Origin of the sequence: Clostridium sp. Cult1 (assembly GCF_021655095.1) — a bacterium.
Classification (GTDB): domain Bacteria; phylum Bacillota; class Clostridia; order Tissierellales; family Tepidimicrobiaceae; genus Schnuerera.
Genome location: NZ_PPXW01000001.1, coordinates 1,515,135 through 1,527,859, shown reverse-complemented (window position 1 = coordinate 1,527,859; position 12,725 = coordinate 1,515,135). Strand labels below are relative to the sequence as shown.

Genomic DNA, 12,725 nt, shown 5'->3' with positions numbered 1-12,725 from the left:
CTCCATGGATTCAAATCTTTTATCCATTGCTTCGAATTTGGCATTGGTGTTCTTCTCCATGGATTCAAATCTTTTATCCATTGCTTCGAATTTGGCATTGGTGTTCTTCTCCAATGATGAAATTTGCCCCTGTATGTTCTCTAATAAAGTCAAAATTCTCTCTTCATTGTTCATATCTATCCCTCCAATCTTAAACTTTAAAATTTTTAAGATTTTCCGTATATATTTACATATAATTATATCATATTGTTCTATATTATATCTAAATTTTCATATTAAATATAAAATATTATCATTTCAATTTTTTAGGGCATAATAAATCCAAGGCTATTTCAAACTTATAATATAAATTTCTTATACAAGGAGTGAACTTTGTTGGAAATCCGTGAAAACACAATAATCCCTTTAGGTTACGGCAAATTTGTCCGGTCAGATAAAATTGTTGCCCTAGATCCTATCGAAGATAATAGAGGTCCTGGACGACGTACTTTAGTGTATATTGAAAATCTAAAAAACCCTATTGTTGCTTCTAGAACTGAAACTTCTATTCTAGCTAATATGTCAAAATCCCCCAAAGAAGTATTAGAAGCTACATCTGCCATGGAGCTTTTACAAGATATATTAGATGATATTGAACAAATTGGCCCCATGCTAAGAAAAAGCATTTTAGATGAAGCTGGCTTAGATCTAGATCGGATTCAAGGTAAAATCGAGGAGATATTATCTCATGATTTAGATTCTATCGATGGATGATGGATAAGGAAGATAAAGAAGCATCAGAAATCTGATGCTTCTTTATCATAGGTAATATATCCTATCTTTATATTTTTCCATCATCTCTTTATTGAAATATATCTTGATAATATTTAGTTAAACCAACTACCCTCTAGAACTGAATCTAGCTTTGCCTTTTTCTTTTAAATAGTCAACAAACCTTTCAATACATGCATTCATAATTAATTCTTCTGGCATTTCAATGGATTCTAATAGCTCAAGGGCTTTGTCAAACCTTCCTACATCAAAAGCCACATGACTATCACTACCAATAATTACACTAACCTTATGCTTTTTACATAACCTAGCTATATCATAACAGTTTTCTTTACTGCCCTTTCTACTATTTTTGATAGTTTAATACTACCAAATTGAATATCCGCTAAAGTCCTCAAATCTATTTCACCATTATAATATTTCTCCCTGTATTCTTGTATAAGATCCTTATTACCAATCTTATCAAACAATTTAATATTAGTATCCTCTGTAGTTATTGTACCATCAAAATCACATAGAACTATTGTATTTTTATTATCTTTTAGAATATTCATTCTAACCTCCACTTTTATTAAATAGTTTAATCCCTTACTAATTGGTATTATAGCAACTAGGTTAAAAAAAAGCAAAATCAATAGTATTCTCTAATCAAAATAAAGTCACCAACACGGTGACCTTATCAATTATATGGCTATCCAATCTAAATATAATCTTTTTAAAGTTCCATTGGTTGGATTACCTGTTTCCTTATCCCAACCTGCAATTTCATAATATAGTTCTTTTGATTTTTCATATTTATCTTTATCCAAAGCTATTCCTTTGGAAGGACCATCCTGGAAAGGTTCAAATAACCTTTCAGGTAAAGTATCATCCTTTTTAGTAAAGCCTTCCCTAGCGTTGAAATACCTCATCATATTTATCTTTCTTTCACCTATTTCCATAAGTTCATAAAGGGAAGTATCCCAATCTATACCATATTTAGCTAACAAAACTAAATCCTTTGGTCCATATAGAGCTGAAACCCCCCATAGGAATTGACATAATGATAAAGTATCTACGGTAGATTCAAGGCATTGGGTATTAAAAGCAAATCGAGTTTTATCATCATCTAATTCAAAATTGTCATCGTAGCCCTTATAAATTCCTATCATAGCTAGGTTCTTTCTTGCTTGGCTTTCCGGTGGCAAGGTAAGGACTGGATCATGTTCTGAAGATTGATGATCAGCTCCAAAGGGATTAACCGCATATATTAACCCTAGAGAAGGTTTATATTGTGGCATATGTGCAGGTAATTCTTGTTTCTTTGCAGTCATACTGTATTTCTCCGCACCCTTGCCAATTTTCTTTGCTGCTCTATAGCTACCTTCAGCCAATAAATTCCCTATTCCTTCCCTTCTTCCAATCTTCTCTATTAATTCAATTAATGCCTCATCATTTCCAAAGGTTAACTCTAATCCATCAGTATCTTCCTTAGTTAATATCCCTTCCTCATAGCATTCCATAGCAAAAGATATGGTAGCTCCGCAAGATATGGTATCTAATCCATACATATTACATAATTGATTTGCTATGGCAACGGTTTCTAAATTAGTAATACCGCAATAGGAACCTAAAGATGCTGCTGTTTCATATTCTGGTCCCCCATAAAGAGGGTCTACTTTGCCTTCAATTTCTACTACCCTTTTACATCTAACTGGACAAGCATAACAAGTATCCCTTTTCTTTAAAATTGTTTCACTCATGGTTGTTCCAGTAATATTTTCTGCTCCCTCAGGAAAGTATCCAGATATCCAGTTTCTAGTGGCTAAGAAACCATTTTTGTGATGACTAATAAGTCCTCTATTTGTGCCGTGCTCTCCTAGTTGTTGCATTCCATGGCTGTTATTAAACCTATCTACACCTTCTCTAGCTAATTTTTTAAAGTTCTCTTCATCTGCCGGTTTGAGGCCTAATTTCTTCTTTACAGCTATAGCTTTTAAGTTTTTAGAACCCATTACTGCTCCTGTACCATTTCTACCATTGGCCCTGTTACACATATTGATAACATTTGCAAACTTGACTAAATTTTCTCCTCCAGGTCCAATTTGTGCTATATCTATGTCTTCCATTCCTAAATCTTCTCTTATTATTTTCTCTCCTTCACCAGTAACTTTACCCCATGCCTTTGAAGCATCTCTTAATTCTACCTTATCTCCATCTATGTATAAGTACACTGGCTTTTCTGCCTTTCCCTTAAATACCAAAGCATTCCAGCCATTCCCTTTCAAATAAGCAGGAAAAAATCCTCCAGCTTGACTATCTCCTATTCCGTTAGTTAATGGGCTTTTTGTTGTAACAGTTATTCTATTAGCACCTGCAATAGGTAACCCAGTAAAAGGAGATACAGAAAATACCAATATATTTTCTGGCGAAAGAGGATCTACCTTCGGTTCTAACTCTTTTAATAATATGTATGTACCTAAAGCAGATCCTCCTGGATAAAGTCTATGGGTTTCTCCATCCAATATACTCTTCCTAATGGTGCCATTGGTTAAATCAACTTCCAATATGTTTGCATTTGGAAAATTCATATTCTCACCTCTTTTTATTAATGGTTTAATAACAAAAGTCTATAATATTATACTACCCATAAATAGATTAAGCAAAACAAAAGTGTATACAAGAACTTAGGATGCCTAGATAATGCTAGACATCCTAAATATTCTTTACCTCTTAAATATTCCTTTTATCCAAGCTATAAATCCTTTCTCTTCTTTTACCTCTGGTTCTATTTCAACTTTTTCTTGTTTTTCTTCTCCCTTTATTCCTTCCGTTTTCATGATGAATTTAAGGCTTCCATCCATGTATTCACTTTTGCCTGAAAAGCTATTATTGGATTTGGATATTTTAATTAGTTTATCCTTTTTTTCTATTATATTAGTTATATTTATATCACTACTACCTATTTCATCATTCATCTTCTTTATTCCTTCTTGGTGGAATTCATTCATACCTTCATTTAATTCTCTAGTTCCTTCAGTTAATTGGTTGCTTCCTTCTCTTAACTTTTCTCCACCTTGAGCTAGTTCATTAGTTCCTTTTGAAAGTTCAGATATACCTCCATGTAATTTATCTGCTCCTATATTTAATTCTCCTAATCCATTAGTTAAATCTTCAGTACCCTTAGCTAACCCCTTAGAACCTTCTATGAATTGAAATGCACCTTCTTCTGCAACTATTGCATTTTCATTTAGACTATTTGCCCCTTCTTGTAATCCCCTGCTGCCTTCTACTAATTGAGTTGAAGCATCTTTTAATCCTTCAGTTCCTATGGCTAACTCATTTAATCCATCATTTATATTCTTTTGTCCTTCATTTACATTTTCAATCCCTTGGGATAGTTCTATTGAAGCTTCTTCTGCTTCTTTTAGCCCTTCTTCTAATTGGGTTAAGGCTAGTATAAGTTCATCACTTGAATTTTTAATTCCTTCTAATGCTGCCTTTTGTTCTTTTAATGCCTGCTTCATAGTTTCAGCTAAGGTTGTACCTCCAGGTAATTTTTCTATTCCCTTTGCTATTTTCTCTAGGCCATCTACACCTTTGAGTAATAAATCTACTACCTTTCCTTCCTTTTCCTTACCTGATTTAATTTGTTCTAATGCTTCTAAGCTCTTACCCAACCCTTCACTTAGGTTGTCTTGACCATTTTTTATTGTCTCTGTTCCAGAAATTAACTCCTCCATGCCATTGTTTAAAGCCTTAGTATTTTCAGGAATACTCTCTACTCCCTCTGCTATCTTTTTAGCACCTTGGGAGAATTCTACAGCCTTTCCACTAAACTCTACTGCTCCATTACCTAAACCTACAAATCCTTCTCCTAATTGATTAGCACTTTGAGATAGAGTATTTGTTCCTTCATTTATCTTTAAACTACCTTCATAAGTTTCATTAATGCCCTCTTTTAATTTTAAAGAACCGTCCAACAGGGAATTAGATCCTATTTTGACTTGACCTACTCCATTTATCAATTCGTCTATTCCATTATTTAATTCACTTTGACCATCATATAGTTTTTGAGTTGCTTCAGATAACTTTTCACTAGCATCTTTAATCTTATCTATTCCATCTATTAATTCATCTAGATTTTTAGCATCATCTAATCCATCTATTTCTGGTATTTCTGATGTAACGGTGAAAACTATTGGTTTCATTTCAAAATCTGTTGTTTCAGCTTCTATTTCTAAATGGTTTGGCAAATCTATTATATTATCCTTTAATCCTAAACTTTCATTAAATCCAGGTAAAGATACAAAGGTTATTATCTGATTGCTTCCATCTGATAGAATTTTTCCTGTATTAACCTTTAAGTTGGTGAACTTATCCATAGGTAAATCAACTACAGTGACTACCATATAGGGTGCATATACTCCATCTCGTTTATCTTTATTGTTAATATCTATAGTTATCTTTATATCTCCAGACTTTCCAACTATCTTCTCTATATCTACTTTCTCACCATCTAGATAATATTTGATTTCGGGTTGGATTGGCAATGATTTATCTACTTTCCCTTGATAGTATATATCTTTTTTATCAGTTTTCCATATTAACTTTCCTTCTTCTAAAGTTGGTACTTCATCTCCTTTAACATTTACTACATCTGTTAATATACTCTTATCTTCCACAGTATTCAAAGGAGTATCGGAGTGAATCCAAATGCTGGATATTTTTTCTAATTCTTCGCCTTTATTGTTTAAATTTATATACACTGTTTCTTCTTTAGAAACTTTTCCTTCTGCCATTGCAATATTAGAAGATAAAATGGTTAAGACCATTATCATAACTAAAACTCTAGCTATTATTTTATTTGTTTTCATATGCAATCCTTCCTTTCTCCACTTTTCCCTTTGAGCCCTTTTTCCAGTTTTTAGATGTTGCACTGATAAGACCTTCACTGGCTATTAATACTCCTGGCAATATAAGTAAGATTATTACTGTACTTATTAATGCTCCTCTTGCAATCATAGCACTTAGACTTTTTACCAATTCCATCTCTGATATTATGGCCACCCCAACAGTAGAGCCAAAGAATGCTAAACCGCTAGTAATTATAGATCTGGAAGATTCTCTAACTGTAACCTCCATAGCTTCAAATTTTTCATGACCATTTCTTATTTCTTCTCTAAATCTAGTAGTCAATAATATGGCATAGTCCACCGTTGCTCCCAATTGGATAGAGCCGATTACTATACTGGCTATAAATGGTATTGAATGACCTAAATAATAGGGAACGCTCATATTAATAAATATAGCTAACATTATTAAAAGTATTAGAAATATTGGTATGGAAACAGAGGTAAATACCATAAGGATTATTGCAAAAACTGCTATAAAGGAAACACTATTTACCTTTTTAAAGTCCCTATCAGCTATACCTACTAAATCCTTTGTAAGAACTCCTTCTCCTGTAACTATTCCAGTACTATCATAACTTTTAACAACCTTCTCTATTCTTTCTATTTGCGCATTTTCTTCATCTGTTGCTGCTTTATATTTAGAATTTATTAATATCTGCTTATAGTCTCCTTGTTCAAACCTATCCTTTATTCCATCTGGAATAAAATCCTCTGGTATGCTTGGTCCTATTAACTTTTGATAGGATAGTACATTCTCTATTCCATCTACCTTTTCTATTTCCCCTATCATCTCTTTTATTTCATAATTAGGTACATCCTTTGATAAAAGAACCATGTGAGTTGTCATCATATTGTAATCATCTTTTAATTTCCTAAAAGCTACTATGGATTCCATATCGTCTGGCAATGATTCATCTAAGTTATAATAAACTTCATTATTCTTCTGTCCATAGAAAGCTGGTAAGAATATCAATATTCCAATTAATATAAATACTCTATAATGCTTAGTAACTAACTTTGCCAATCCTCCAAACTCTGGCAATATAGTTCCATGATTGAATCTATTTATAACCTTGTCAAATACAAGTATCAATGCTGGCAATATGGTTAGTACTGAAATAACCCCAAACACTACCCCTTTAGCCATTACCAACCCTATATCCTTTCCTATGGTCAATTCCATAAATGCTATAGCTAAAAATCCAGCTACAGTGGTTAAAGAGCTGCCTACTATAGATGAGGCTGTTTTGACTATAGCCTTGGCCATAGCTTCATTTTTATCCTCTTCTATTTTGCATTCCTCTTCATATCTATGAAGCAAGAATATAGAATAATCTAATGTAACCCCTAGCTGCAATACAGCTGCTAAAGATTGAGTTATATAAGATATTTCTCCAAAGAATATATTGGTTCCAAAATTATATAATATGGCGTATCCTATACTTATTAAAATTATAAATGGAACTATGGTAGATTCTAGTGTTAGCATTAGTACAACTGTAGCTAAAGCCACCGCTAAGGCTACATATATAGAGGTTTGCTGATCAGCCAAGTCTACTGTATCCTTTAATACTGCTGCCATTCCACTTAAGAAGGATTGTTTGTCCAATATACTCCTTATATCTACTATAGCCTGCTCTGTTATAGGTGATGATGACTCATGACTAAACTTAATCATCAGCAAAGTGGAATTTTCCCTATAGAACATTTCCTTCAATTCATTTGGTAACATGTCTTTAGGTATGCTAATATCTAAAAAATCATCTGTCCATATTACATTTTCTACCCCTTCTATTTTAGATATCTTTTCCTTTACTTTTACTACATCTTTTGCTTCCATGTTTCCAATAATTAACATTCCAGTTGCAGAACTGTTGAATACATCATTTAGTATTTCCTGTCCCTTCACCGAATCTAAATCCTTTGGTAAATAAGTTAAAATATCGTAATTAATCTTCGTTGACACCATCCCATAAATTGATGGCATCAACAATATCGTAGCAATTATTAAGACCATTTTTCTATGCTTTGCTACAAATTGTCCAAATCTGTTCATACAATCATCTCCTAAATAATTTTCCTTATAGTATTAAAGAGAATAGGCTTCATTTCATCTATATTGGCAGGTTCTTTTAATATTATAGAACTATAGCATACAGAACCTGTTAATTCTATAATCATAAATAGTATCTTATCGATTTCTTCTTTTGATATAGAAGAATCTTTGTATCCTCTTTCAAACAGCCCATATATTTCATGTATCTCCTCATAGTCCTTATAGGCTTTTTTAAATATTCCCCAAGAAAGATTCTTGTATATTAACTTCAACATAAGTTTATCTTTTTTAAAATATTCGATGACGTAATCGATGAAATACAACAATTCATCTTCAAATTCTTGGAAACTCTTCAATTGAGTATCCCTTATAGCTTCACTTAATACAAAACAACTTTTATTAAGAATTATTTTATCCAATATGTCATACTTATCCTTAAAATAAAGATAGAAGGTACCCTTAGCTACTCCAGCTTTTTTTACTATATCGCTTATTGCTGTCTCGTTTATCCCTTTCGTAGTAAACAGATCATAGGCCGCTGTAAATAGAGAGTTTTCTTTTTGTTTTTTGTTTTTCTCTACCTTTGATACCAAAGTTGTCACCTCCTTCAGCCCCAAGAATGGAAATGACCATTAGTCAATATTTTTTTATATTATTTATTAATGTATTTTTTATATGGAAAATTTAAATTATCATTGACTTTTCTTAATTTATAGAGAATAATTTAAATCAAGTACTATAAATATTAGCAAGGAGTGAGAACATGAATAAAAGATTAAACAAAGTAGTGAGAAATAAGCTTTTAACTCTGTTATTGTTTGTTACAATGATGGTAACCGTAGTAATACCTACTTGGGCTCAAGAGGTAGCTATTCCCCATATTAGTTCATGGGCTATAGAAGATTTAAACGAAGGAGAAAGATATGGTATCTATCCTATGGAATGGTATTATGATGATTTCAAAGCTCAAATTTCAATAGATCGTTTAAATACTTTAATAACAAATACATCTGAAAAAATTGCTGCTTTAGAATTAGACAAAAATGATGAATTTATTCCTATTCCTCATGAAGAAAACCTTACTCGAGAAGATATTATAATAAGACTCTATAATATTCTAGGTCAATATCAATTACCTCTGGAACATTCACCTGTTGACTACATGCAAGAACGTAATATATTAAACGGAACAGGTAAAGGCTTAGAACTAGATAAAATATGCACAACTGAAGAAGCAGTAGTTTTAGCTACCAGATTAATTGAAGACACCTATAATTTAGTAGAAGCAGGATCAAAAGGATTTGCTTGGAAAGTAGAACATAATGGCAATACTATATATTTTTTGGGATCAATTCACATAGGAAATAGCCAGCTTTACCCTATAAATCAAAAATTAAAGGATTCCTTCTATAAATCAGATGCCCTTATTGTAGAAGCTAATTTATTTGAACAAGAAGGTGGCATAGACTACTTTATAGAAAAATCCACCTATCAAGATGGAACTACTTTAAAAGACAATGTCAAACAAGAAACCTATGAAAAAGTCATTAAAGTATTTGAAAAGTTAAATATTCCAGAACAATCCTTTATATACTTTAAGCCTTGGAGTTTAGCTAATAACCTGTCAGTTATATCCTCAACAGATTCACAAAATATTGAGGCAGGTTCACAAGCAGCTAATTTAGGAATTGATATGTATTTTCTTTCAAAAGCTATATTAGATCAAAAACCAATTATCGAGCTAGAAGGTATTAGATATCAAGCAGATTTATTTGACGGATTATCTACTGAGTTTCAAGAAAATTATTTAAACATGGTACTAGACAGTATTTTAGAGCCACCAACTAATGAAACCCAAAGTTCTACAAATTACTTAGAAACATGGTTAAACCAATGGAAAAATGGTAATGTAGAAGAATTTACTGATAGTTATAGAGCTGCAAACACAGGAACAGAAGATGAGTTCTCCAGCATGCTATTTGGACAAAGAGATAAAGATATGGCAGATAAGATTATAGAAATTTTAGAATCCAATAAAAAGGGAACCTATTTCTTAGTAGTAGGAGCAGGCCATTTTGTAGAAGAGAATACAATAATCCACCAATTAAAAGAAAAAGGTTACAATGTTGAAATATACAAATAAAGTTAATGAGCTAGGAATATCCCTAGCTCATTAACTTTATCAAAAATGTAATTTCTGGTATTTACCTATAAAGTGTTTACATAATATTTCGATTCCTATATAATAACCTTTGTTGTAAATTAATGCAGTGGCTGAATCCTAAATTTCTAGGTACGAGGGAACCAACATGAAGGGGCTTACCCCTAATTCGAAAGCTAACTTCGGATACAAAATTTAGGAAGGAGTGCATAGGAATGAAGAGAGAGAAATTAGCACATATTCTACTAGTCTTGCTAATAATGGTGGTTTTAAATACACCAATACTAGCCAGCGGTTCTACCAGAACATTACAATTTGGACATCGAGGAGAAGACGTATTGAATCTTCAACGAAGTTTAAATCGTATGGGATATTACAATTTTTATATAGATGGAATATATGGAAAAATAACTGAAAGAGCAGTTATTAATTTTCAAATAGACCATCGTATAAGAATTGATGGTATTACAGGACCAGAAACCCAAAGGACTTTATATGGTTCACCTACAGCATCTAGAGGTAAGACAAGCATTAGAAATTACAGTTCAGGTGATCTTTACTGGTTAGCCCGAATTATCCAAGCAGAAGCTGGAGGCGAACCATATCAAGGCAAGGTAGCTGTTGGAAATGTAATTCTAAACAGAGTTAATTCCAGTAGTTTCCCAAATACCATATATAATGTAATATTCGAATATTATGGAAATATTCCTCAATTCAGTCCTGTTGCTGATGGCACTATTTACAACACTCCGTCACAAGAAAGTATAAATGCTGCAAAGGATGCCCTAAATGGTATAAGACCTGTTGGAAATTCCACATATTTCTTTAATCCAGATAAAGCGGCAGGTACTTGGATTGTGAAAAATAAATCTTATGTATCAAGAATCGGTGGACATGTATTCTACCAATAATAAGTCAGGGACAAGTCCCTGACTTATTATTTAAATTTTCTTATTCTATAAATAATTTAAATATAATGGAATTTATTAACTCCAATAAAAACCGTTATTCCAATTCCAATTGTTAAAATAAGATGTAATATACCTCCAACCATAGTTGCAACTAGTATTTTCGCCAATATGTTGTAGAAAAATAAAACTACTACTGCCATAATTGCTGTTGCTATAACATATTTTAAAAAACCCTTAAATTCTCTGTGGATATCTATAACTTTTACCCTTTTATTCAAATCCCTTATCAACAGTATTGTGACTAAAGTTGTGGAGATACTAGTAGCTAAGGCTAAACCATTTACCCCCATAGGTCTAGATAAAATTATATTTAATACTAAATTTGCCAACACCCCTACTATTGAGGAAATCATTGGTGTTATTGAATCATGCATCGCATAATGAATCTTTGTTAAAATTAATACCATTGCCATACTTCCAAGACCTAAAGCATAATAGGTTAAGGCTCCTGAGGTCATTAAAGTAGCAGTTGCTCCAAATTCTCCTCTTTCAAATAATAGCCTTACTATAGGTTTAGATAATGTTACCAATATTACCATAGCAGGTATAACTATAGAAAAAACGGTGTTAGTTCCTCTTTTCATAGCCGATTTTAAAGATTCAATATTTTCTCTATTATATTCTTGAGATATTATAGGAAATAGTACAGTTACTATGGCAGTGATAAATATTCCTAAAACCAGTTGGATAATATCATTAGCATAGTTTAACCAAGAAATAGAACCTATAGGCAATGTAGAAGCTATTGATTTATCTATAACTACATTAATCCTATTTATAGAAATCCCTATAACTATAGGTATAAACATTATAAAAAATTCTTTTATATATACATTCTTAAAATTTAATATCCTTTCATATCTATATCCTAAATTTATAGAAGCGGGTATTACAGAATACAGTTGTACAGCTGAAGCTAATATACCAGCTAACATCAATCCATAAACTCCATATTGATTCAAAAATATCAGAAACACTAAATATACTATATTATAATAAATCCAAGATTTAGTACCAGCTTTAAAAGCATGGAAACTTTGTAAAAAAGCAATAAAAACTGCCCTTATCATTATAAAAATAGTAATAGGCAATCCTATTTTCATAAGCTTTACAGTAGTTTTAAATTCTTCACCAATAAAACCTTTTGCTAAAACTTTAACTATTACTGGAGATAGGATCCAACCCAATATCATCAATATTATAGATAGAATTATTATAATGTGCAAAAGGTTATTTACATAATCTACCTTTCGCCAGCTTCCTTCCTTGTCTTCGATTTTTAGCAATATGGGTACCATGCCAGCACTAATCCCTTCTCCAATTATTTCAGCCAACAATGTGGCTGCCACAAAAGCTGTAAAATAAGCATCAGTTTCAAAACAACAACCTATTTTAGAAGCTATTAATGTTTCTTTCCAAAAGGTCAATATTCTATTTAGTATCCCAAATATAATAATAAATCTGGCAGATTCAAATGCCTTCCTCATCATCGATTTCAATTGTATTCCCCCGTGTTAATAATCACCATATCTACAATAGTGATTATTATGTTACCCTGATATAGTTTGATCAAAACATAAATGGCTAAAAGAAACTTAAAGGATACTTTTTATATTTTTGGACATAATAAGTATAAAAGGGAGAAGGGAGATATATATGGGGGAAAAATTTGTAGTGGTAGTAGATGAAAAATTTTCTGAACCTATGCCAAAAGAAGAAGCTATAAAAAAGGTTAAAAGCTATGATGATAAGACGGTTAATGCTTATATGGTATCAGAAGAAGAAGCACAAAGAATAAGATCTTCACAAAATTCCAATACTATGAAATTTAAATAGTCCAATGGCAAGGGAACACTTTCCTTGCCATTGAA

General features: G+C 31.9%; 11 protein-coding genes. 4 read left to right on the top strand and 7 right to left on the bottom strand.

Features of this window, described 5'->3' with window-relative positions; all coding sequences use genetic code 11:
• The first annotated feature begins 375 nt into the window (after positions 1-375).
• Positions 376-753 carry a hypothetical protein gene (locus C3E89_RS07550; RefSeq protein ID WP_236911840.1) on the top strand — a complete coding sequence of 126 codons (378 nt, stop codon included), beginning with the start codon at positions 376-378 and terminating at the stop codon, positions 751-753.
• A gap of 126 nt (positions 754-879) precedes the next feature.
• Here the strand turns inward: C3E89_RS07550 and C3E89_RS07545 are convergent, their stop codons facing one another.
• The 6 genes from C3E89_RS07545 to C3E89_RS07520 form a co-directional block, all read right to left on the bottom strand.
• Entirely contained in the window at positions 880-1,029 is a 150-nt protein-coding gene (locus tag C3E89_RS07545) for a hypothetical protein (RefSeq protein ID WP_236911839.1), read from the bottom strand.
• A 53-nt stretch (positions 1,030-1,082) separates the two neighbouring features.
• Positions 1,083-1,325, bottom strand: a complete 243-nt coding sequence (locus tag C3E89_RS07540) for a hypothetical protein (RefSeq protein ID WP_236911838.1) — start codon at positions 1,323-1,325, stop codon at positions 1,083-1,085.
• 129 nt (positions 1,326-1,454) lie between these two features.
• Positions 1,455-3,341, bottom strand: coding sequence for an aldehyde ferredoxin oxidoreductase family protein (locus C3E89_RS07535; protein WP_236911837.1), 1,887 nt, complete (start codon positions 3,339-3,341; stop codon positions 1,455-1,457).
• A 135-nt stretch (positions 3,342-3,476) separates the two neighbouring features.
• Positions 3,477-5,627, bottom strand: coding sequence for a hypothetical protein (locus C3E89_RS07530; RefSeq protein ID WP_236911836.1), 2,151 nt, complete (start codon positions 5,625-5,627; stop codon positions 3,477-3,479).
• Positions 5,614-7,722: an efflux RND transporter permease subunit gene (locus C3E89_RS07525; RefSeq protein WP_236911835.1), complete on the bottom strand. Its 2,109-nt coding sequence runs from the start codon at positions 7,720-7,722 to the stop codon at positions 5,614-5,616. Before C3E89_RS07525 ends, C3E89_RS07530 begins: the two co-directional genes overlap by 14 nt.
• An 11-nt stretch (positions 7,723-7,733) precedes the next feature.
• Positions 7,734-8,324, bottom strand: coding sequence for a TetR/AcrR family transcriptional regulator (locus C3E89_RS07520; protein ID WP_442870590.1), 591 nt, complete (start codon positions 8,322-8,324; stop codon positions 7,734-7,736).
• A 161-nt stretch (positions 8,325-8,485) separates the two neighbouring features.
• Here C3E89_RS07520 and C3E89_RS07515 point away from each other — a divergent pair, with 161 nt between their 5' ends.
• Both C3E89_RS07515 and C3E89_RS07510 read left to right on the top strand, forming a co-directional pair.
• Positions 8,486-9,865, top strand: a complete 1,380-nt coding sequence (locus C3E89_RS07515; protein ID WP_236911833.1) for a TraB/GumN family protein — start codon at positions 8,486-8,488, stop codon at positions 9,863-9,865.
• Between the two features lie 233 nt (positions 9,866-10,098).
• Positions 10,099-10,794: a cell wall hydrolase gene (locus C3E89_RS07510; RefSeq protein WP_236911832.1), complete on the top strand. Its 696-nt coding sequence runs from the start codon at positions 10,099-10,101 to the stop codon at positions 10,792-10,794.
• Between the two features lie 56 nt (positions 10,795-10,850).
• Here the strand turns inward: C3E89_RS07510 and murJ are convergent, their stop codons facing one another.
• Positions 10,851-12,344 carry a murein biosynthesis integral membrane protein MurJ gene (gene murJ / locus C3E89_RS07505; RefSeq protein ID WP_236913448.1) on the bottom strand — a complete coding sequence of 498 codons (1,494 nt, stop codon included), beginning with the start codon at positions 12,342-12,344 and terminating at the stop codon, positions 10,851-10,853.
• 166 nt (positions 12,345-12,510) lie between these two features.
• Between murJ and C3E89_RS07500 the strand changes: the two genes are divergently transcribed.
• Entirely contained in the window at positions 12,511-12,690 is a 180-nt protein-coding gene (locus C3E89_RS07500) for a hypothetical protein (protein ID WP_236911831.1), read from the top strand.
• Positions 12,691-12,725 lie beyond the last annotated feature (35 nt).